Below are 21421 nucleotides of genomic sequence, written 5' to 3'. Positions count from 1 at the left end.
CCCTTCCTTACGTCACTTGGAGACGCTGACGGCCGATTCCTCGCCGAGCAGCTTGCCGTCCGAGGTCTCGAACTGCTTCTTGAACTCCGCGACCGCGTCGGCCATGGCCTGCAGCGTGTCGTCGGACATCTTGCCGCCCTCCCGGATGGAGGTGAGCAGGCCCTGCTCCTTGCGGTGCAGGTACTCAAGGAGCTCCTTCTCGAACCGCCGAATATCGTTCACCGGCACCTCGTCCATCTTGCCGGTGGTGCCGGCCCAGATGGAGACGACCTGGTCCTCGGTGGACATCGGCTGGTACTGCGGCTGCTTCAGCAGCTCGACCATGCGCTGACCGCGCTCCAGCTGGGCCTTCGACGCGGCGTCCAGGTCGGAACCGAAGGCGGCGAACGCCTCCAGCTCACGGAACTGGGCGAGGTCCACGCGCAGACGGCCGGAGACCTGGCGGATCGCCCGGTGCTGGGCGGAGCCACCGACTCGGGAGACCGAGATACCGACGTTCAGGGCCGGACGCTGACCGGCGTTGAACAGGTCGGACTCCAGGAAGCACTGGCCGTCGGTGATGGAGATGACGTTGGTCGGGATGAACGCCGAGACGTCGTTGGCCTTGGTCTCGACGATCGGCAGACCGGTCATCGAACCGGCGCCCATGTCGTCGGAGAGCTTGGCGCAGCGCTCCAGCAGCCGGGAGTGCAGGTAGAAGACGTCGCCCGGGTAGGCCTCGCGGCCCGGCGGGCGGCGCAGCAGCAGGGACACGGCGCGGTAGGCGTCGGCCTGCTTCGAGAGGTCGTCGAAGACGATGAGGACGTGCTTGCCCTCGTACATCCAGTGCTGGCCGATGGCCGAACCGGTGTACGGCGCCAGGTACTTGAAGCCGGCCGGGTCGGACGCCGGGGCGGCGACGATGGTCGTGTACTCCAGGGCGCCGGCCTCCTCCAGGGCACCGCGCACGGACGCGATGGTGGAGCCCTTCTGGCCGATGGCGACGTAGATGCAGCGGACCTGCTTGTTCGGGTCGCCGGTGCGCCAGTTGTCACGCTGGTTGATGATCGTGTCGACGGCCAGCGCGGTCTTGCCGGTCTGACGGTCGCCGATGATCAGCTGACGCTGACCGCGGCCGATCGGGGTCATCGTGTCGACGGCCTTGTAGCCGGTCTCCATCGGCTCGTGCACCGACTTACGGACCATGACGCCCGGAGCCTGCAGCTCGAGGGCGCGGCGGCCGGACGTCTCGATCTCGCCGAGGCCGTCGATCGGGGCGCCGAGCGGGTCGACGACGCGGCCGAGGTAGCCCTCGCCGACGGCCACGGACAGGACCTCGCCGGTACGGGAGACCGGCTGGCCCTCCTCGATGCCGCTGAACTCGCCGAGGACGATGGCGCCGATCTCGCGCTCTTCCAGGTTGAGCGCGAGGCCGAGGGTGCCGTCCTCGAACTTCAGCAGTTCGTTGGCCATGGCCGAGGGAAGACCCTCGACCTTCGCGATGCCGTCGCCGGCAAGGGTGACCGTACCGACCTCCTCGCGCGAGGCCGCGTCCGGCTTGTACGACTGGACAAACGTCTCCAGCGCGTCCCGGATCTCCTCCGGCCGGATCGTGAGCTCCGCCATCTGGGTTCCCTGCTCTCCTTGTTGGGCCCGAAGTTTCACTTTGGGGGTCTGGGGGCGACCCCCAGGAATCCTCTGCACGGCCCAACCGGGCCGTAGGTACACGTACTGCGTACTGCTTATGAAGTTGCTGCTAGCCCGCCATGCGGCGGCCGGCGTCCTCGATGCGGTCCGCGATCGAGCCGTTGATGACCTCGTCACCGACCTGCACCCGGATCCCGCCGAGGACCTCGGAGTCCACGTCCAGGTTGAGGTGCATGGTGCGGCCGTAGAGCTTCGCGAGGGCGGCACCCAGGCGCTGCTTCTGCGGGTCGCTCAGCGGAACCGCCGAGGTCACGACGGCCACCATGCGGTCCCGGCGCTCGGCGGCGAGCTTGGACAGGGACTCCAGTCCCGCTTCCAGGCTACGTCCCCGCGGCGCGGCGACAAGGCGCGTCACCAGACGCTCTGTCGTCGGGGCGGCCCGGCCGCCGAGCAGACTGCGCAGCAGCTCGCTCTTGGCCGAGATACCCGCCTTGCGGTTGGTCAGCGCGGCACGCAGCTCAGTGCTCGAAGAGACGATCCGGCCGAAGCGGAACAGTTCGTCCTCGACGCTGTCGAGCGTGCCGGCCCGCTGGGCGGCGGTGAGGTCGGCGAGGCTCGCCAGCTCCTCCAGCGCGTCCACCAGGTCACGCGACTGCGACCAGCGGGAGCGCACCATGCCGGCCACCAGGTCGGCGGCGGGGCCGCTGACCTGGGAGCCGAGCAGACGCTGGGCCAGCTCGGCCTTGGACTCCGCGGTCTGCGCCGGGTCGGTGAGGACCCGACGCAGCGACACCTCGCGGTCGAGCAGCGCGGTGACGGCGGCCAGCTCGTCGGAGAGCTGGGCCGCGTCGACGGACGTGTTGTCCGTCAGCGCGTCGAGACGCTCACGTGCGGCTGCGGTTGCCTCGCGGCTCGCTCCGTGCGCTGTCATCGAGTCGCCTCGGCCTTCTCCTCGAGCTCGTCGAGGAAGCGGTCGATCACACGACTCTGCCGGGCGTGCTCCTCGAGGGACTCACCGACGAGCTTGCCGGCCAGTTCGGTGGCGAGCTTGCCGACGTCCTGACGCAGCGCGGACGAGGCGGCCTTGCGGTCGGCCTCGATCTGGGAGTGACCGGCGGCGATGATCTCCTCACGCTGCCGCTGGCCCTCCGCGCGCATCTCGGCGATGAGCGCGGCACCCTGCTCCTGCGCCTCCTGGCGCAGACGCGCGGCCTCGTGACGGGCCTCGGCGAGCTGAGCCTTGTACTGCTCGAGCACGCTCTGGGCCTCGGTCTGGGCGGCCTCGGCCTTTTCGATACCGCCCTCGATGGCCTCGCGTCGCTCTTCCAGAACCTTGTTGATGTTCGGGAGGAGCTTCTTGGCGAGGAAGCCGAAGACGATGACGAAGGCGATCAGGCCAATGACGAGCTCGGGGATCGGCGGGATGAGGGGGTTCTCCCCCTCGCTCGCCGCGATGAGCATCGGGCTCATGTGAGTGCCTTTCGTCTAGTCGGCTGGACTGGTGTCGCTGATCAGTAGCCGTAGACGAACGGCATGACCAGACCGATCAGGGCCAGCGCCTCACAGAATGCGAAGCCGAGGATCTGGTTGGCACGGATCAGGCCGGCAGCCTCGGGCTGACGGGCCAGGGCCTGGGTGCCGTTACCGAAGATGATGCCGACGCCGACGCCGGGGCCGATCGCGGCGAGGCCGTAACCGATGGAGCCGAGGGAGCCTTCGACAGCAGCAAGGGTAGACATGCCAGTTCTTCCTTTTCTTTACGGACCGGTGGGGGTTGGCCACCGGACGACTATGGGAGGTCGGGGTGCGGGTGGCTCAGTGGTGCTCGGCCATGGCGCCCTGAATGTAGGTGCACGTCAGCAGGACGAAGACGTACGCCTGCAGGGCCTGGATGAACAGCTCGAAGGCGGTCATCACGATGACCATCACGAACGAGACGCCCGCGTAGGCGATGCCGAGGCCGTTCAGCATGTACCAGCTGGCGATCGTGAAGAGCAGCAGCAGGGTGTGACCGGCGAACATGTTCGCGAAGAGTCGCACGGCGTGGGTGAACGGCCGGATCAGCAGGTTCGAGAAGAGCTCGATCAGCATGGCCAGCGGCAGCACCGCACCGAGCGACTTGTCGTAGCCGGTGACGTTCTTCCAGAAGCCGACGAAGCCCTGCCGCTTGAAGGTCAGCGAGACCCACAGCACGTAGACGAGCAGCGCCAGGACAAGCGGGTAGGAGATGATCGCGGTGACCGGGAACTGGGCGATCGGGATGATCGACCACAGGTTCAGCATCCAGACGAAGAAGAACAGCGAGACGACGAGCGGTACGTACTTCTCGCCTTCCTTCTTGCCGATGGTCTCGTAGACGACACCACGGCGGATGAAGTCGTAGCCGGCCTCGGCGACCATCTGGAACTTGCCGGGCACGACCTGAGGCCTGCGGAAGGCGGCCCAGAAGAACCCGACGATGATGATCGAGCCGAGCAGCGCCAGCAGCATCGTCTTGTTGAAGTACAGGTTGCTGTCCCCGTCACCCATCAGGGGCTGGAACAGGAACGAGTGCAGGCCCGGGGACACTTCGGCGAAGCCGCACCCGTCGAACAGGTGGCAGTTGGTGTCGAAGGCGAGCACCTGCGTCGGGTCAGCACTCACCGCGGGCTCCTTCAGCGTGGCGCATAGGTACGGCAACCTCGTTGTGTCGGCGCGGCACGCAGCCGCGGTTCGGCACTGGACTGGTGTTACGGATGTGGGGGCGGCTGAGGGGCATCTCGCCTCGCGCTTGAGCAGGCGTCAGCTCGGATGCCCGCGCCCGCGATGCCGCAGTTGGCACCGGACGATAGCAGGAGATCTCACGTGCCTTTATCCCGGCCCTACCCTTCACGACGAGTGCCCCGACTTCTCAGGTTCGACGTAGAGGATCTTGGACCTCATGTGGGCGCGCGTCTGCGCGGCGATCCACACGAGGGTGCCGACGACCAGGGAGATCGCGAAGGCCCGGGGGTTGAACAGCGTGGTGTTCTTGAAGGCGGCGAGGAAGATGAACAACAGAAGAATCTGCGCCGCGTACAGCATCAAGCCCATCGCCTGGAAGAGGTGCGGAAGCGATTTGGCAGTGCGCTGCAGAATGTAAAGACCCAGCCCCATGAACAGGATCACGACCAGCGTCGCGACGACCGCCCCGACCGCCCCCTTGCCACCGGCGACCACGCCGCTGACGACGGCGGCAATCGCGCCGACGGCAGCCGTGGGCACGGCGGCCTGGGCCAAGATCCGGACGTCGTTGGACGGCATGGCGGCAACTCCGCTTTCGCAGGGGGGCAGGGGTGTCGTCATGGACGAGCGTAGTCCCGGGTGGAGTGGGAACCTCACGCCAAGGAACCGTCGCACTGCGGTCCTTCGGCTCTGTCCCGGGTTCTCGTGAACCGTATCACAAACTATTTGATGCGGTCTTTACCAAGTAGGTGTGCTCGCTGTCACACATGAGAGTGAACCTGCCCGTCTGTGCAAGATCCTGGCCGACTTGTCTGGTATTGGGGCCGTTTGCGACCTCGTCGGCACTCCATGCTTTGGCAATGCTTTAGTCAGATTCTTACCTTGGACGTCAGCGACGACCGTCAGCGCGACGTTTCGGCTTTACGCCGGTCCATCAGACGCGAACGAGCGCCGAGGGCGGTCGCTCCGTTGACTCCTGGCATACCGGCCGCGACCGGAGTGCGCTGTTCGTCCTCGGCCGGAGACGGCTGGGCCGTCGCGGCCTCGGGCTCCTCGACCGCGTCGACCACCCGACGGCGGCGGTAGCGCGGCGGCATGAACGCCTCCGCCCAGCGCGGCGCGCGCGGGGTGAAGCGGGGCAGCAGGAGCAGCACCAGCCCGATCGCGCTGAGGAAGACGACACCCAGCACGATCCACATGGACGCCGAGTTCACGGAGTAGGCGAGCGCACCGAACGCGATCAGCGCCGACCAGAAGTACATGATCAGCACCGCGCGACTGTGCGAGTGGCCGATCTCCAGCAGGCGGTGATGCAGGTGGCCGCGGTCGGCCGCGAACGGCGACTGGCCCTTCCAGGTCCGGCGCACGATCGCCAGCACCAGGTCGGCGGTCGGCACCGCGATGATCGTCAGCGGCAGCAGCAGCGGGATGTAGACGGGGACCGTCTGGTGCACGGCCTCCTTCTCGGACCCGGCGTACAGGTTGAGCGCGTCCGGGTCGACCTGTCCGGTGATGGAGATGGCGCCCGCGGCCAGCACCAGGCCGATGAGCATCGAGCCCGAGTCGCCCATGAAGATCCGCGCCGGGTGCATGTTGTGCGGCAGGAAGCCCAGGCACATGCCCATCAGGATCGCCGAGAACAGCGTGGCCGGAGCGGCGGCCTCGATGCCGTACGACACCCAGACCCGGTAGGCGTACAGGAAGAACGCGGCCGACGCGATGCACACCATGCCGGCCGCGAGGCCGTCCAGGCCGTCGACGAAGTTCACCGCGTTGATGGTGATGACGACCAGCGCCACCGTCAGCAGGGTGCCCTGCCACTGGGTCAGCGCCACGTTGCCCACCGTCGGGATCGGCAGCCACAGGATCGTCAGACCCTGCATGACCATGACGCCGGCGGCGATCATCTGGCCGCCCAGCTTGATCAGGGCGTCGATCTCGAACTTGTCGTCCAGGACGCCGATCAGCCAGATCAGGGCCGCGCCGGAGAGCAGGGCGCGTGGTTCGTTGGACTTGGAGAAGACCTCGTTGAGGTTGGCCAGGTGGTCGGCGACCAGCAGACCCGCGCACAGGCCGAAGAACATGGCGATCCCGCCGAGCCGCGGAGTCGGTTCCCGGTGCACGTCACGGGCCCGGATCTCCGGCATCGCTCCGGCCACGATCGCGAATTTCCGTACCGGCCCTGTCAGCAGATACGTCACCGCGGCCGTGATGCAGAGCGTCAGCAGGTATTCACGCACGGGCATTCCCCACAGGTCTCGCTGGCCATCTCAGCCCCACACACTAGCGACGCGCGCATATGGTTGGGGACTTCCGGGTAGCGACGATGGTTGCACGTGTGGCTGTGTACGGATCAGCGCCTACCCCGGTTCAGTCGGGATACGGCGGAAATCCGCCGACGAGATCCCGCACTTCTTCACGGGCCTTCTGGCTCTCGGCCTCCCCCCTGAGGACCTGCCCGAACAGTACGCCGATCCGGGTCATCTCCGCCTCTCCCATGCCCTGCGTGGTCGCGGCGGCCGTGCCCAGGCGCAGGCCACGGGCGTCGGCGTGCGGCAGCGCGCAGCAGTCGAGCACCATCCCGGCGGCGAGAAGGCGCCCGCGCGCGGTGCGTCCGTCGACGCCGAGCGGCGCCGGGTCGGCCGTCACCAGGTGGGTGTCGGTGCCGCCGGTGGTGACGACGAGCCCTTCGGCGGCCAGTGCGGCCGCGAGCACCCTGGCGTTGGCGACCACCTGATGGGCGTACGCGGTGAAGGCCGGTGTTGCCGCCTCGCCGAACGCGACGGCCTTGGCGGCGATGGTGTGCATCTGCGCGCCGGCCTGCGTGAACGGGAAGACGGCCCGGTCGACGCGCTCGGCCAGTTCGCTGCCGCACAGGATCATCCCGCCGCGCGGCCCGCGCAGCACCTTGTGGGTGGTGGCGCACACGACATCGGCGTACGGCACCGGGTTCGGGGCCGCTCCCCCGGCGACGAGCCCGATGGGATGGGCGGCGTCCGCGATCAGATACGCGCCCACCTCGTCGGCGACGTCCCGGAAGAAGGCGTAGTCGATGTGCCGGGGATAGGCGATCGACCCGCACACGATGGCCTTGGGCCGGTGCGTACGCGCCAGCGTCCGCACCTGGTCGTGGTCGATGAGCCCGGTCTCCGCGTCCACCCCGTACCCGACGAAGTCGAACCAGCGGCCGGAGAAGTTCGCGGGCGAGCCGTGTGTGAGGTGACCGCCGTAGGGCAGCCCGAGGGCGAGCACGGTGTCCCCGGGGCGCAACAGCGCGGCATACGCGGCCAGGACGGCCGACGAGCCCGAATGCGACTGCACGTTGGCGTGCTCGGCGCCGAACAGCGCCTGGGCCCGCTCCACGGCGAGGCGTTCGGCGACGTCGACGATCTCGCAGCCGCCGTGGTGCCGGGCGCCCGGATACCCCTCCGCGTACTTGTTGGCGAGCGGCGAGCCGAGGGCGGCCAGCACGGCCGGCGAGGTGAAGTTCTCGGCGGCGATCAGCTGCAGCGTCGTCGCCTGCCGGTCGGCTTCCGCGAGCAGGATCTCGGCCAGCTCGGGGTCCTGCCGCAGCAGGACATCAGCCGTCTCAGGGGCATGCGTGACCGACATGGCGAACTCCGGGGCGTCGACAGTGACGTAAGTCCAATGTAGGCCCGGGGCGGGTGGGGTGCTCGGTTGTTACGTCTTTGCGGGGACACCCGTGAGCGCCGTGACCACGGGATCGATCGCCTCGTTTATCTCGTCCCCGACCGCCCGGAAGAACGTCAGCGGCGCCCCGTAGGGGTCGTACACCTCGTCGGCCTCGGCGGTCGGGGCCAGGAGCCACCCGCGTAGAGCCGCCGCCGCACGCACCAACGCACGCGCGCGTGCCACCACGCCGTCCTCCAGGGGAGGCAGGGTGGCCGTGTCGATCGCCTTCACCAGGCGGGTGAACTCCTTCAGGGTGAAGGTTCTCAGGCCCGCCGAGTGGCCCATGGAGATGACCTGGGCGCGGTGGTCCCGGGTCGCGGTCAGGACCAGGTCCGCCATGATGACGTGCTCGTCGAGCAGTTCGCGGCCGGTGAAGCCGGAGGCGTCCGCGCCGAAGTCGGCCAGCACGGCCTCCGCGTTGGCCTCCATGGGCGCGCCCTCGTGGCCCCAGGTGCCCGCGCTCTCCACGATCAGCCCGCCCCACAGCGGATCGCCGAGCCGGTCCGCCAGGGCATGGCGGGTCAGCCGCTCGGTGATCGGCGAGCGGCACACGTTGCCGGTGCTGACGTGGAGGATGCGGAAGCTGTCGCGCGGAAGGCCGCCCTGGTGCATGTGGCCCCCCGTCTCGTCCCCGTTGCCTATGCCACGCCCCGCGTCAGGGGCCGTCAATTCGCCACCTCGAGGTCGGGTACGACCTTCCTGAGCTCGTCCGCGGAGATCGCGCCCTCGCGCAGCAGGAGGGGCACCTCGCGGGTGACGTCGACGATCGAGGACGGGACGTTGCCCGGGGTCGGGCCGCCGTCGAGGTACACGGAGACCGAGTCGCCGAGCATCTCCTGCGCGGCGTCGCAGTCCTCCGGCGCCGCGTGGCCCGTCAGGTTCGCCGACGACACGGCCATCGGGCCGACCTCGGTCAGCAGCTCGATGGCGACGGGGTGCAGCGGCATGCGGACGGCGACCGTACCGCGGGTGTCGCCCAGGTCCCACTGGAGGGACGGCTGGTGCTTGGCGACGAGCGTGAGCGCGCCCGGCCAGAAGGCGTCGACCAGTTCCCAGGCCAGCTCGGAGAAGTCCGTGACGAGGCCGTGCAGGGTGTTCGGGGAGCCGATGAGCACCGGGGTGGGCATATTGCGGCCCCGGCCCTTGGCCTCGAGCAGGTCGGCCACGGCCTCCGAGGAGAACGCGTCGGCGCCGATGCCGTACACCGTGTCGGTCGGCAGCACCACGAGCTCGCCACGGCGGACGGCGGACGCGGCCTCGCGCAGACCGGTCGTGCGGTCGGTCGCGTCGTTGGTGTCGTATCGCCGTGCCATATCTAGCTGGCCTCCTCGTACACGTACTGCTGCGGAAACGAAGTGTGGGGCGTGCTCACGGCAGCGCCTTGCGCGCGGTCGCGAAGCGCGGACGGTTGTTGAGGTCGGGGTGGTCGGCCGCGTCGGCCCAGCCCCGCTCCTCGGTGAAGATCCACGGCACCTGGCCGCCCTGGGTGTCGGCGTGCTCGATGACCACGACACCGCCGGGGCGCAGCAGACGGTGTGCGGTGCGCTCCAGGCCGCGGATCAGGTCGAGGCCGTCCTCCCCCGAGAACAGGGCGAGTTCGGGATCGTAGTCCCGCGCCTCGGGAGCGACGTACTCCCACTCGGTCAGCGGGATGTACGGCGGGTTGGAGATGACCAGGTCGACCTGGCCGTCGAGGTCGGGGAAGGCGTCCAGGGCGTTGCCCTGACGCAGGTCGACCCTGGACCCCTCCACGTTCTTGCGGGTCCACCTCAGGGCGTCCTCGGACAGCTCCACGGCGTGCACACGGGAGCGCGGGACCTCCTGGGCGAGGGCGAGCGCGATGGCGCCGGAGCCGGTGCACAGGTCGACGATGCACGGCTCGACGACGTCCATCGCGCGGACGGCGTCTATGGCCCACCCGACGACGGACTCCGTCTCGGGCCGGGGCACGAACACCCCCGGTCCGACCTGGAGTTCCAGGTACCGGAAGAAGGCACGCCCGGTGATGTGCTGGAGCGGCTCGCGCTGCTCACGGCGCGCGATGACCTCCCAGTAGCGGGCGTCGAAGTCCGAGTCCTTCACGGAGTGCAGCTCGCCCCGCTTCACGCCGTGCACGAACGCGGCGAGCTCCTCCGCGTCGTTGCGCGGCGAGGGCACGCCGGCGTCGGCCAGCCGCTGGGTGGCCTGGGCCACCTCAGCGAGCAGCACGCCTCGGGGGTTTGGGGGTCGCCCCCCAAATGATTGCTGCACGCAAGTCCTCCGTGTGGTCCTCGTACGTGCCTTATGCGGCTGCCAGTTTGGCCGCCGAGTCCGCGTCGACGCACGCCTGGATCACCGCGTCGAGTTCGCCGTCCAGGACCTGGTCCAGGTTGTACGCCTTGAAGCCGACGCGGTGGTCCGAGATGCGGTTCTCCGGGAAGTTGTACGTGCGGATCTTCTCGGAGCGGTCGACGGTACGGACCTGGCTGCGGCGGGCGTCGGCGGCCTCCTTCTCCGCCTCCTCCTGCGCCGCGGCGAGCAGCCTGGAGCGCAGGATACGCAGTGCCTGCTCCTTGTTCTGCAGCTGGCTCTTCTCGTTCTGGCAGGAGGCGACGACTCCGGTCGGAATGTGCGTGATGCGCACGGCGGAGTCGGTGGTGTTGACGGACTGTCCGCCGGGGCCGGAGGAACGGTAGACGTCGATGCGCAGATCGTTGGGGTTGATCTCGACGTCGACCTCTTCGGCCTCGGGGGTCACGAGGACACCGGCCGCGGAGGTGTGGATACGGCCCTGGGACTCGGTCGCCGGCACGCGCTGCACGCGGTGCACGCCGCCCTCGTACTTCAGCCGGGCCCACACGCCCTGTCCGGGCTCGGTGGCGCCCTGGCCGCCCTTGGTCTTCACGGCGACCTGGACGTCCTTGTAGCCGCCCAGCTCGGACTCGGTGGCGTCGATGATCTCGGTCTTCCAGCCGACCCGCTCGGCGTACCGCAGGTACATGCGCAGCAGGTCACCGGCGAAGAGCGCCGACTCGTCGCCGCCCGCGCCGGCCTTGATCTCGAGGATGACGTCCTTGTCGTCGCTGGGGTCGCGCGGGACGAGGAGAAGGCGCAGCTTCTCCGTCAGCTCCTCGCGCTGCTTCTCCAGCTCCTTGACCTCGGCGGCGAAGTCGGGGTCGACGGCGGCGTACTCGCGCCCGGTCTCGATGTCGTCGCCCGTCTGCTTCCAGGAGCGGTACGTGGCGACGATCGGGGTGAGCTCGGCGTACCGCTTGTTCAGCTTGCGCGCGTTGGCCTGGTCGGAGTGGACCGACGGGTCGGCGAGCTTCTTCTCCAGGTCGGCGTGCTCGGCGACGAGTTCCTCGACGGCCTCGAACATCTTGGGCTCCTGAAATACGTACGAAGGGAAGGCGGGCGACCAAAAACGCCGGTCCCGGCGCGCCCTGAAGCGGGGCGCGGCCGTGGACCGGCGAAATAGGGCTCGCTACTTCTTGGAGCCGGCGGAAGCCTTGCCGAAGCGGGCCTCGAAGCGGGCCACACGGCCACCGGTGTCGAGGATCTTCTGCTTGCCCGTGTAGAACGGGTGGCACTCGGAGCAGACATCGGCACGGATGGATCCGGACTCGATGGTGCTGCGGGTGGTGAACGACGCGCCGCAGGTGCAGCTGACCTGCGTCTCGACGTACGCGGGGTGAATGTCGCGCTTCAAGGTGTCTCCTAGATTTCGGGAGGGCGCCGGGTCGCAGCCGCGGGATGCGGAAGCGTGAACCGGAGCCGACGTACCAGTCTGCCAGGACTGGGGCCATCCCCCAAAACCGGGGGCGGGGGCCGTGTATTCCCCGGGAGCTCAAGGGGTGCTTACGACGCCCTTGGCCTCGCCGGTGGCCGTGCCTTCCGTGGCCGACTTCGGGATCGCCTTGTCGTCCTCCAGGGCCGTCCACACCTGCTTGGCCTTGGCCTCCTCGACGATGACGCGGTTGGGGTCGGCCGGGTCGTACTGGACCGGCATGGTGACCATGTGCATGTTGGACGAGCTGATGCCTTTCAGGCCGTTCGCGAACGACATCAGCTTGTTCACCGAGCCCAGGTCCGAGTCGGTCGTCACGGCCTTCGTGGCGGTGTTGGCCAGGTCGTACAGCTTGGTGCCGCTGCCGAACAGGTTGATGCTCTTGACCTGGTTGATCAGCGCCTTGATGAAGGCCTGCTGGAGCTGGATGCGGCCGAGGTCGGAGCCGTCGCCGACGCCGTGCCGGGTGCGGACCAGGCCGAGGGCCTGGTCTCCGGTGAGGGTGTGCGTGCCGGCCTTCAGGTTCAGGTGGCTGTCGGGGTCGTCGATGTTCTTGGTGGTGGTGACCTTGACGCCGCCGAGCTCGTCGATGAGCTTCTCGAAGCCGCTGAAGTCGACCTCGAGGTAGTGGTCCATGCGGATGCCGCTCATGGACTCGACGGTCTTCACCGCGCAGGCCGCGCCGCCGGTGGAGTACGCGGAGTTGAACATCACGCCGTCCGCCGCGTCGTGCGTGTCGCCCTTGGTGTCGGTGCACTCGGGGCGGTCGATGATGGTGTCGCGCGGGATGGAGACCACGCTGGCCTTCTTGTGGCCCTTGTAGACGTGCACGATCATCGCGGTGTCGGAGCGGGCGCTGCCGTCGTCGACGCCGCCGCCGAGCTTCTTGTTGTTGCCTGCGCGGGTGTCGGAGCCGAGCACGAGGATGTTCTCGGAGCCGTTGTCGACCTTGGTGGGGCGGTCGGTGCCGAGCGCCGAGTCGATGTCGACGCTCTTGATGTTGCCGTTGAGCTTGAAGTACAGGTATCCGGCTCCGGTGCCGCCCAGCACGACGATGCCCGCGGCGGTCCACGCCATGATCAGGACGCCTTTGCGCTTTCCACGGGGCTTGCGGCGGCGGCCCTTGGCGCGGTGGCGCGGGCCGGTGGTGCCGGACGCACCCGGTATGCCGGGCTCCGGCGTGCTCTCGGCGGACATGTGCTCCTCGAATCTCGTCCGGTCGGTTACCCCCTGCTTTCAGGGTCAGGCGTGGTCGAAGCGACCTTTAGAGCCTGTGTCACATCCCCGGCCGGGGATGTGACACAGGCTCTTACCGCACCATCGTCGCTCCGCCTGGTCAGACGGGGAAACTCGGGAAAGGGTTGCACGACGGACTGTGCCCACCCTTGTGGGCGGGTGGGCACAGTCCGTAGTCGCCGTGGCGCGGTGATCGTCGCTCACCTGCGATTTCAGCCGAAGATGTCGTACTGCTTGAAATCGGTACCGACGGAGATCCTTGTGGCAAAGATCTCGCTCGTGGCCTTTCCGGTGCCCTTGTACAGATAGAGGGTGCCGCCGGGCGTACGGGCCAGGAAGTCGGCCTTGCCGTCGCCGGTGACGTCGCCGACCGCGTCGAAGGCGTTGTACGTCGTGCCGCTCCAGGTGCGCACCTTGATCCGGCCGGAGAAGGCTCCGGCTCCGGACTTGCCGGTGCCCTTGTACAGGTACACGGAGCCGTTGCTCGTGCTGCGCGCGATCAGGTCGGTCCTGCCGTCGCCGGTGAAGTCACCGTGGCCGCGCAGGGAGTTGTACTGGTTCCAGCCGGAGCCGACCTTCACCCGGGGGGCGAAGGTGCCGTTGCCCTTGCCCGGGTAGATCCACAGGACGCCGGCCGAGTCGACCGAGAGCAGGTCGGGCAGGTAGTCGCCGGTGACGTCTCCGGGGGTGAGGATGCGGGTGCGGGTCTTCCAGTTGTCGGCGATCTGCTTCGGGTCGGCCCAGCTCTCGGTGGCCGGGAGGTAGCGCCACCAGAAGACGTCTCCGGTGGAGGCCACGCGGTAGACGAAGTCCTGGTAACCGTCCCGGTCGAGGTCGGTCTGCAGGACGACGTTGACGCCGGTCCAGTTGCCCCAGGACTGGCGGGCGCCGAAGGAGGTGCCTAGGGAGTCCTTCTCGTAGCCGGTCTTCGTGGAGGCGTTGCGCACCCACAGGTCGGCCTTGTGGTCACCGCTGAGGTTGGTGTCGTCGATGCGCGGATAGGCGGCGCCGACGTACGTGCCGACCTTGGTGAAGACGCTGTACGCGCCCTTCGTGACGCAGTTCGTCACTCCCCAGGAGACGACGCCGACAATGCGGTTGTTCACCACCAGCGGGCCGCCGGAGTCGCCGTTGCAGGCCGAGGTGGTGCCGGTGTCGCTGCCGGTGGCGGGGTTGCCCGCGCAGACCATGTGGCCCTTGACGAACTCGGCGCCGTAGTAGCTCGCGCAGGTGGTGTCGGACTGCACGGGCAGTGTGGCCGTCTTCAGCGTCTCGGAGATGTCCTGGTCGGTGGAGCTGGTGCGGCCCCAGCCGTAGACCTTGGCGCTGGTGCCGGCGGCGTACGAGGCCGCATGCGGATCGGCGTGGCCTTGACGGGGTTGGGCAGGGTGAGCACCGCGAGGTCGTTGTCGATGGTCCCCGCGTTGTACGACGGGTGGTACCACTGCCGCCAGACGCCGCTGACGGTGCCGCCGTGCAGGTCGTCCTCCGTGGGCAGCTGGGAGGTGCCGGTCAGGATGGCGCCGTGGGCCTTCCAGTCGTAGCCCTTGACGCAGTGCGCGGCGGTGAGGATCTTCGTCGGCGCGACGACGGCACCGCCGCAGAAGAAGCCGATGTCATCGCTCTCGTCGGCCGTGCCCTTGGTGTCGCTGTACCAGAGCTGGGCCATCCACGGGGCCGTGGTGATGGTGGTCGTCGTACCACCGATGATCATCGGGCTGACGGTGCCGGTGCTCGCGCTCAGGGACGACTTGGACGTCGTACCGCCCGGGGTGTCGTCGCCCTCCGTCGCCTCGGCGATCCGCTGCTCCAGCTCGGCGAGCGAGGGCGAGTCGGCGACGGTGGCCCTGGCCGGCGGCCGCGGCTTCGGCGAGCCGGCGGCGGCGTCCGCGGACGAGGTCAGCAGCGCCACGGCGACGGCGGCGGCGAGACCGGCCGCGCCGACGGGCAGGGCGATGCGTATGCGGCGTCTGTGCCGTCCGCCGCCCCCGGACATGGGTGTACCCACGTGAGTCCCCCCTCGGGATCAAAAAACGTGGCCGAAAAGTTGGCCGAAGAGCGTGATCGTACAACGGCCATGAGCAGCACAAAGGGCCGCCCCGCAGTGGGGACGGCCCTCGGTGTCAGCGCCCCGAAGGGGCGCGGGGCTGTTACATGTGCGGCTCCGCCGCGTGGGCGCGATCAGCCACGAACAACCCGCGGCCGACAGCCGACCGGAAGTTCTTCGGCTCTACCAGCGGAGCGCCTAGTCGCCGTTGCCCGGCGTCGGCGTCGTCTTCTGGATCTGCATCAGGAACTCGGCGTTCGACTTCGTCTGCTTCATCTTGTCGAGGAGCAGTTCGACCGCCTGCTGCTGGTCGAGGGCGTGCAGCACCCTCCGCAGCTTCCAGACGATGCCCAGCTCGTCGGGAGCGAGCAGGATCTCTTCCTTACGGGTACCGGACGCGTCCACGTCCACCGCAGGGAAGATGCGCTTGTCCGCGAGCTTCCGGTCGAGCTTGAGCTCGGCGTTACCCGTGCCCTTGAACTCCTCGAAGATCACCTCGTCCATGCGGGACCCGGTGTCCACCAGCGCGGTGGCGAGAATGGTCAGCGAACCGCCGTCCTCGATGTTCCGCGCCGCACCGAAGAAGCGCTTCGGCGGGTACAGCGCCGTCGAGTCGACACCACCGGACAGAATGCGGCCGGAAGCGGGCGCGGCCAGGTTGTACGCACGGCCCAGACGCGTGATCGAGTCGAGCAGCACGACCACGTCGTGGCCGAGCTCGACCAGCCGCTTGGCGCGCTCGATGGCGAGCTCCGCGACCGTGGTGTGGTCCTCGGCCGGACGGTCGAAGGTCGAGGAGATGACCTCGCCCTTGACCGACCGCTGCATGTCGGTGACCTCTTCGGGACGCTCGTCGACGAGGACGACCATCAGGTGGCACTCGGGGTTGTTGTGCGTGATCGCGTTGGCGATCGCCTGCATGATCATGGTCTTGCCGGTCTTCGGCGGGGCCACGATCAGACCGCGCTGGCCCTTACCGATCGGCGCGACGAGGTCGATGATGCGGGTGGTGAGGATGCCCGGGTCCGTCTCCAGGCGGAGCCGGTCCTGCGGGTACAGCGGCGTCAGCTTGTTGAACTCCGGGCGGCCACGGCCGTGTTCGGGCGCCATGCCGTTGACGGAGTCCAGACGCACCAGCGCGTTGAACTTCTCGCGCCGCTCGCCTTCCTTGGGCTGACGCACGGCACCGGTGATGTGGTCACCCTTGCGCAGGCCGTTCTTGCGGACCTGGGCGAGGGAGACGTACACGTCGTTCGGACCGGGCAGGTAGCCGGACGTACGGATGAAGGCGTAGTTGTCGAGGATGTCGAGGATGCCCGCGACCGGGATCAGGACGTCGTCCTCGGTGATCTGCGGCTCGGAGGCCATGTCGTCGCGGCCACGACGGCCACGGCGGTCACGGTAACGGCCCCGACGGCCCCGACGGCCGCCCTCGAAGTCGTCGTCGTCCTGCGGACCGGTGTCGCGCTGGCGGTCCTGACGGCCGCCGCCCTGCTGCTGGCTCTGCTGCCGCTGGCCGCCCTGACCCGGCTGGTCGTCGCCCTTGCCCCGGCGGTCCCGGTCACGGTCCCCCCGGTCACGGTCCCGGTCCCCCCGGTCCCGGCCGCGCTCACGGCGGTCACGACGGCGGCCCTCGCCGCCCTCACCGGCGTCGCCCTGCGGCTGCTGGGACTGCGGGGCGGGCGTCTCGGCCTTGGGCTCGCTCTTCGCCTCGGCGGCGACCGTCTCGGTCGCGGCGGACGGGCTGCCGGCGTCGGCGGTGGCACGGCGACGACGGCGCTCGGCGGGGGCGTCCTCTCCCCCACGCTCGGCTTCTCCCCCGCGCTCGGCTGTGCTCGCGCGGGAGGTACCCCCGTCGCGGGAGGGGCCGCCGGCCGGCTGGCCGGGGATCTCGATCTGCTGCTGGGCCACGGCCTTCTCGGCGGGCGCCTCGGCCTTGGCCGCCGCCTTCTTCGCGGCGGTGGACTCCTCACCGGTACGGGCCTTGGAGGTGGCCCGGCGCTTCGGCTTGGTCTCGGTGGCGGCGTCGGCCTTGGGAGCCGCGGCACCCCCTGAGGCCTGCGCCTCCTTGATGACCTCGATCAGCTGGCTCTTGCGCATACGCGCGGTGCCCCTGATGCCGAGGCCGGATGCGACCTGCTGCAGCTCGGCCAGCACCATGCCCTCGAGGCCGGTACCGCGGCGCCGCCGGGAGCCGGCACCGGTGGCAGGCGCGGAGGCGTCCGTGGCGGGCGCGGCAGCGGTCTCCTCGACACGTGCGCCCATCAGATCGGTGGTGTCGCTCACGAAGGGTCCTTCCCTGGAGCGGACGTCGGCCTGTCTGGCTCGGCGACCGGTTGTGCTGTCCGGCTTCGGTCCTTGCTGTGTGGACCGTGCCGGGGCGGTGGTCCGCCTAAGCGGCGGAGGAATGTGGTGACGGCGCTTCCCTGAGCCGTGGCACTGAGTGTCTGTGTCATGCGGCTCGGTCGCACCGGTTCCGGAGCGTGCCCGGCAAGTCGCTCAGTGCCCGCATACGAAGTACTGACTACATACGTCGTACGGAACACAGTGCGGCTTGGGAGGCTCCCGGAAGGGTGTCTGTCCCGGACGGGGACATGAAGCACCTCGCCATGGTGAGGTCGGGTGCAGACTTGAGGTTAACACTACCGGATCCAACAAACATTCCCCCTCTCGAAGTATCCGGCATCCGCGGCAATCGCGAATCAGGGCGCAAGCGGCAGCACGCTCGCTCCCCGGGCGTCGAGCTCCAGCCGGTTCGCGGCCCAGCCCTCGCCTGCCAGATGGGCGACCTTGTCGGCGCTTTCGCCGTCGGCCAGCGCGAGCACTGTGGGGCCCGCGCCTGAAATGACTGCCGGGACTCCGTCGGCCCGCAGCCGCTCCACCAGCGCCGCGCTCTCCGGCATGGCCGGTGCGCGGTACTCCTGGTGAAGTCGGTCCTCGGTGGCGGGCAGCAGCAGCTCGGGGCGCCGGGTGAGGGCCTCGACGAGCAGGGCTGCACGGCCCGCGTTGGTGGCGGCGTCGACGTGCGGCACGGTGCGCGGGAGCAGTCCGCGCGCGGTCTCCGTCAGGACCGGCTTACCGGGCACGAAAACCACCGGAACGATGGAATCGGCGGGCTCCATCCTGATCGCCCGCGCGGCTCCGGCCTCCAGCCAGGAGAGCGTGAAACCGCCGAGCAGACAGGCCGCCACATTGTCGGGATGGCCCTCGATCTCGGTGGCCAGCTCCAGGAGGGCCGTGTCGTCGAGCCGGGCCTCGCCGCCTATGGTCACGGCACGCGCGGCGACGATGCCGGCGCAGATGGCGGCCGAGGAGGAGCCGAGGCCCCGGCCGTGCGGAATGCGGTTCGCGCAGACGATCTCCAGGCCGCGCGGCTGTCCGCCCAGCAGAGCGAAGGCGGTGCGCAGGGAGCGTACGAGAAGGTGGTTTTCGTCACGCGGGAGCGTCTCGCTCCCCTCCCCCGCGATGTCGATGTGCAGCCCGGAGTCGGCCACCCGGACGACCACGTCGTCGTAGAGCCCCAGCGACAGGCCGAGGGCGTCGAAGCCCGGGCCGAGGTTGGCGCTGGTGGCGGGGACGCGCACCCGGACGGCGGCGGCGCGGAAGGCTGGACCGGCCATCGCTCGATGACTCTCCTTGAGCTGCGTGATTGTCGAAGACATTCGATATGTACGGGGAGACCCTCAGGCCGCTGAGACGACGCAGCGCCGCGGCATATGCGGCAGGCGGGTTCAGTACAGCCTATCGAAGGAAGGTTCTGTGGCGACATAGGGCGCACAGGAGGCGCACGATGCGTGTCGTAAGCCCCCTGTGCCCCCTCGTAGGGATTTACCTTCTCAGACCAGGCCGAGGCGCTCGGCCGCCGTCGCCGCGTCGACCGGGACGGTCACCGGCTGCGGGGCGCCCGCGACGGCCCAGTCGGGGTCCTTCAGGCCGTTGCCGGTGACGGTGCACACGATCCGCTGCCCCGGGTCGACCTTGCCCTGCTCGGCGGCCTTCAGCAGGCCGGCCACGGAAGCGGCGGAGGCGGGCTCCACGAAGACGCCCTCCTGAGCGGCCAACATCCGGTAGGCGCGCAGGATTTCACGGTCCGTCACCTCATCGATGAAACCACCCGATTCGTCCCGCGCCGCCAGGGCGTACTGCCAGGAGGCGGGGTTGCCGATGCGGATGGCGGTGGCGATCGTCGAGGGGTCCTTGACGACCTCGCCGCGCACGATCGGGGCACTGCCGGAGGCCTGGAAGCCCCACATGCGCGGGGTCTGCGCGGCGATCGCGTCGGCGGCGTACTCCTTGTACCCCTTCCAGTACGCGGTGATGTTGCCCGCGTTGCCGACCGGCAGGACGTGGATGTCGGGTGCGTCACCCAGCATGTCCACGATCTCGAACGCGGCGGTCTTCTGCCCCTCGATCCGCACCGGATTGACCGAATTGACCAGTGCCACGGGGTAGTTGTCGCTCAGGGCACGGGCCAGCGTGAGGCAGTCGTCGAAGTTGCCGTCGACCTGGAGGATCTTGGCGCCGTGCACGAGCGCCTGCCCCATCTTGCCGAGCGCGATCTTGCCCTGCGGGACGAGGACGGCCGACACCATCCCGGCACGCACGGCGTAAGCGGCCGCGCTCGCGGACGTGTTGCCGGTGGAGGCGCAGATCACAGCCTTCGCGCCCTCCTCCTTCGCCCGCGTGATGGCCATGGTCATGCCGCGGTCCTTGAAGGACCCGGTGGGATTGGCGCCCTCCACCTTGAGGTGGACCTCGCAGCCGGTGCGCTCGGAGAGCACCTGCGCGGGCACGAGGGGCGTGCCGCCCTCGCGGAGCGTCACGACCGGCGTGGTGTCGGAGACGGGCAGCCGGTCCCGGTACTCCTCGATGATTCCGCGCCACTGGTGGGTCATTGCTGGTTACTCTCCTTCAACCCGCATGATGCTGGCGACACCACGCACGGTGTCCAGCTTGCGCAGCGCCTCGACGGTCCCGCCGAGGGCCGCGTCGGAAGCACGGTGGGTGACGACGACGAGAGACGCCTCGCCGTCCTTGCCCTGCTGCCGAACCGTATCGATGGAAACCCCGTGCTCGGCGAACACGGTCGCCACCTGGGCGAGAACACCCGGTTTGTCCGCCACATCGAGGCTGATGTGGTAACGCGTGACGACCGCCCCCATGCCCGAGACGGGCAGGGCGGCGTACGCGGACTCCCCCGGTCCGGTGGCGCCGTTGAGCCGGTTGCGGCAGACGGCGACGAGGTCGCCGAGCACGGCGGAGGCGGTGGGGGAACCGCCGGCTCCGGGCCCGTAGAACATGAGCTGACCGGAGGCGTCGGACTCCACGAACACGGCGTTGTACGCGCCGCGCACGGAGGCGAGCGGGTGGGTCAGCGGAATCATCGCGGGGTGCACGCGCGCGGTGACCGACCCGCCGTCCTCGGCCCGCTCACAGATGGCGAGCAGCTTGATGGTGCAGCCCATCTCCTTCGCCGAGGCGAAGTCGGCGGCGGTGACCTCGGTCATGCCCTCGCGGTAGACGTCGTCGAGGCGCACGCGCGAGTGGAAGGCGATGCCGGCGAGGATGGCGGCCTTGGCGGCGGCGTCGAAGCCCTCGACATCGGCGGTCGGATCGGCTTCCGCGTATCCCAGGGCGGTGGCCTCGTCGAGGGCCTCCTGGTAGCCGGCCCCCGTCGAGTCCATCTTGTCGAGGATGAAGTTGGTCGTGCCGTTGACGATCCCCAGCACCCGGTTGACCTTGTCACCGGCGAGGGACTCGCGCAGCGGGCGGATCAGCGGGATGGCGCCGGCGACCGCGGCCTCGTAGTAGAGGTCCGCGTCGTGGTCCTCGGCGGCGGCGTGCAGGGCGGCGCCGTCCTGGGCGAGGAGCGCCTTGTTGGCGGAGACGACGGAGGCGCCGTACTCGAAGGCGGTGGTGATGAGCGTACGAGCGGGCTCGATACCGCCGATGACCTCGACCACGACGTCGATGTCGCCGCGTTTGACGAGGGCGGTGGCGTCGGTGGTGACGAGCGACGGGTCGATGCCTTCCCTGACCCGGTCGGGCCGCCGGACGGCCACCCCCGCGAGCTCCACCGGAGCACCGATCCTGGCGGCGAGGTCGTCGGCGTGCGTCGTCATGATGCGCGCCACCTCTGAGCCGACCACTCCACAGCCCAGCAGCGCCACCTTCAGCGGACGCGTACGCATCATCCGACCTCGTTTCCTCTTACCGTCACGGTGGGACCAGTCTCACTCACCGGACGGGAGTTTCTATCCCATGTCCGGATCGTGAGACATCTATTTCATTTGTACGGGGGCGGGCGACAGGAGATCTTCCGCCCCCTGTTTCTTCAGGCTGAATTACGT

Annotated in this window: 18 protein-coding genes and 1 pseudogene; all 19 read right to left on the bottom strand. The window is 69.0% G+C overall.

The features are described 5' to 3' along the window. Window positions 1-12: 12 nt before the first annotated feature. The 19 genes and pseudogenes from atpA to Q4V64_RS35915 all read right to left on the bottom strand — a co-directional run bounded on the left by atpA (window position 13) and on the right by Q4V64_RS35915 (window position 21265). Window positions 13-1605 (bottom strand): F0F1 ATP synthase subunit alpha, encoded by a 1593-nt coding sequence (atpA, locus tag Q4V64_RS36015; protein WP_124436720.1) that lies wholly within the window; start codon window positions 1603-1605, stop codon window positions 13-15. A 130-nt stretch (window positions 1606-1735) separates the two neighbouring features. Further along, entirely contained in the window at window positions 1736-2557 is an 822-nt protein-coding gene (locus Q4V64_RS36010; RefSeq protein WP_124436721.1) for a F0F1 ATP synthase subunit delta, read from the bottom strand. Continuing rightward, complete coding sequence (locus Q4V64_RS36005; RefSeq protein ID WP_124436722.1) at window positions 2554-3096, bottom strand: F0F1 ATP synthase subunit B; 543 nt, start codon at window positions 3094-3096, stop codon at window positions 2554-2556. The genes Q4V64_RS36010 and Q4V64_RS36005 overlap by 4 nt, the downstream gene beginning before the upstream one ends. A 41-nt stretch (window positions 3097-3137) precedes the next feature. Beyond that, entirely contained in the window at window positions 3138-3365 is a 228-nt protein-coding gene (gene atpE, locus Q4V64_RS36000; protein ID WP_124436723.1) for an ATP synthase F0 subunit C, read from the bottom strand. A 76-nt stretch (window positions 3366-3441) separates the two neighbouring features. Further along, window positions 3442-4269: a F0F1 ATP synthase subunit A gene (gene atpB / locus Q4V64_RS35995; protein ID WP_124436724.1), complete on the bottom strand. Its 828-nt coding sequence runs from the start codon at window positions 4267-4269 to the stop codon at window positions 3442-3444. A 225-nt stretch (window positions 4270-4494) separates the two neighbouring features. Next, a complete protein-coding gene (locus Q4V64_RS35990) occupies window positions 4495-4908 on the bottom strand; it encodes a hypothetical protein (RefSeq protein WP_124436725.1) in 414 nt (137 codons plus the stop codon). A 323-nt stretch (window positions 4909-5231) separates the two neighbouring features. Beyond that, window positions 5232-6569 (bottom strand): MraY family glycosyltransferase, encoded by a 1338-nt coding sequence (locus Q4V64_RS35985; protein ID WP_124436726.1) that lies wholly within the window; start codon window positions 6567-6569, stop codon window positions 5232-5234. A 130-nt stretch (window positions 6570-6699) separates the two neighbouring features. Then, entirely contained in the window at window positions 6700-7941 is a 1242-nt protein-coding gene (glyA, locus tag Q4V64_RS35980; protein ID WP_124436727.1) for a serine hydroxymethyltransferase, read from the bottom strand. 69 nt (window positions 7942-8010) lie between these two features. Continuing rightward, a complete protein-coding gene (locus Q4V64_RS35975; protein ID WP_124436728.1) occupies window positions 8011-8691 on the bottom strand; it encodes a protein-tyrosine-phosphatase in 681 nt (226 codons plus the stop codon). After that, window positions 8688-9335: an L-threonylcarbamoyladenylate synthase gene (locus Q4V64_RS35970; protein WP_124436729.1), complete on the bottom strand. Its 648-nt coding sequence runs from the start codon at window positions 9333-9335 to the stop codon at window positions 8688-8690. The genes Q4V64_RS35975 and Q4V64_RS35970 overlap by 4 nt, the downstream gene beginning before the upstream one ends. Before the next feature lie 55 nt (window positions 9336-9390). After that, complete coding sequence (gene prmC, locus Q4V64_RS35965) at window positions 9391-10230, bottom strand: peptide chain release factor N(5)-glutamine methyltransferase (RefSeq protein ID WP_095748649.1); 840 nt, start codon at window positions 10228-10230, stop codon at window positions 9391-9393. 73 nt (window positions 10231-10303) lie between these two features. Further along, a complete protein-coding gene (prfA, locus tag Q4V64_RS35960) occupies window positions 10304-11380 on the bottom strand; it encodes a peptide chain release factor 1 (protein WP_124436730.1) in 1077 nt (358 codons plus the stop codon). A gap of 105 nt (window positions 11381-11485) precedes the next feature. Beyond that, on the bottom strand, window positions 11486-11710 hold the full coding sequence (gene rpmE / locus Q4V64_RS35955) for a 50S ribosomal protein L31 (RefSeq protein ID WP_124436731.1): 225 nt from the start codon (window positions 11708-11710) through the stop codon (window positions 11486-11488). Between the two features lie 138 nt (window positions 11711-11848). Continuing rightward, a complete protein-coding gene (locus Q4V64_RS35950; protein ID WP_124436732.1) occupies window positions 11849-12985 on the bottom strand; it encodes an LCP family protein in 1137 nt (378 codons plus the stop codon). Window positions 12986-13236: 251 nt separating this feature from the next. Further along, window positions 13237-15020, bottom strand: a pseudogene (locus Q4V64_RS55455) (trypsin-like serine protease). Window positions 15021-15269: 249 nt separating this feature from the next. Then, the gene (rho, locus tag Q4V64_RS35930) at window positions 15270-17357 is read right to left on the bottom strand and encodes a transcription termination factor Rho (protein WP_124436733.1); all 2088 of its coding nucleotides are present in this window, start codon (window positions 17355-17357) and stop codon (window positions 15270-15272) included. 416 nt (window positions 17358-17773) lie between these two features. Further along, complete coding sequence (gene thrB / locus Q4V64_RS35925; RefSeq protein ID WP_124436734.1) at window positions 17774-18691, bottom strand: homoserine kinase; 918 nt, start codon at window positions 18689-18691, stop codon at window positions 17774-17776. A 216-nt stretch (window positions 18692-18907) separates the two neighbouring features. Further along, entirely contained in the window at window positions 18908-19966 is a 1059-nt protein-coding gene (gene thrC / locus Q4V64_RS35920; protein ID WP_124436735.1) for a threonine synthase, read from the bottom strand. 6 nt (window positions 19967-19972) lie between these two features. After that, entirely contained in the window at window positions 19973-21265 is a 1293-nt protein-coding gene (locus Q4V64_RS35915; RefSeq protein ID WP_124436736.1) for a homoserine dehydrogenase, read from the bottom strand. Window positions 21266-21421: the final 156 nt, after the last annotated feature.

The organism is Streptomyces sp. NL15-2K, assembly GCF_030551255.1.
Classification (GTDB): Bacteria; Actinomycetota; Actinomycetes; order Streptomycetales; family Streptomycetaceae; genus Streptomyces.
Note: the sequence above shows the minus strand (reverse complement) of the source record. Positions and strands in the feature narration are given on the sequence as shown.

Excerpts from the sequence above, each read along its gene's own strand:
- atpA (WP_124436720.1), bottom strand. The coding sequence starts at position 1,605 with ATGGCGGAGCTCACGATCCGGCCGGAGGAGATCCGGGACGCGCTGGAG.
- Q4V64_RS35990 (WP_124436725.1), bottom strand. The coding sequence starts at position 4,908 with ATGCCGTCCAACGACGTCCGGATCTTGGCCCAGGCCGCCGTGCCCACG.
- atpE (WP_124436723.1), bottom strand. The coding sequence starts at position 3,365 with ATGTCTACCCTTGCTGCTGTCGAAGGCTCCCTCGGCTCCATCGGTTAC.
- Q4V64_RS36005 (WP_124436722.1), bottom strand. The coding sequence starts at position 3,096 with ATGAGCCCGATGCTCATCGCGGCGAGCGAGGGGGAGAACCCCCTCATC.
- Q4V64_RS35915 (WP_124436736.1), bottom strand. The coding sequence starts at position 21,265 with ATGATGCGTACGCGTCCGCTGAAGGTGGCGCTGCTGGGCTGTGGAGTG.
- thrC (WP_124436735.1), bottom strand. The coding sequence starts at position 19,966 with ATGACCCACCAGTGGCGCGGAATCATCGAGGAGTACCGGGACCGGCTG.
- Q4V64_RS35950 (WP_124436732.1), bottom strand. The coding sequence starts at position 12,985 with ATGTCCGCCGAGAGCACGCCGGAGCCCGGCATACCGGGTGCGTCCGGC.
- glyA (WP_124436727.1), bottom strand. The coding sequence starts at position 7,941 with ATGTCGGTCACGCATGCCCCTGAGACGGCTGATGTCCTGCTGCGGCAG.
- Q4V64_RS35970 (WP_124436729.1), bottom strand. The coding sequence starts at position 9,335 with ATGGCACGGCGATACGACACCAACGACGCGACCGACCGCACGACCGGT.
- Q4V64_RS36010 (WP_124436721.1), bottom strand. The coding sequence starts at position 2,557 with ATGACAGCGCACGGAGCGAGCCGCGAGGCAACCGCAGCCGCACGTGAG.
- thrB (WP_124436734.1), bottom strand. The coding sequence starts at position 18,691 with ATGGCCGGTCCAGCCTTCCGCGCCGCCGCCGTCCGGGTGCGCGTCCCC.
- prfA (WP_124436730.1), bottom strand. The coding sequence starts at position 11,380 with ATGTTCGAGGCCGTCGAGGAACTCGTCGCCGAGCACGCCGACCTGGAG.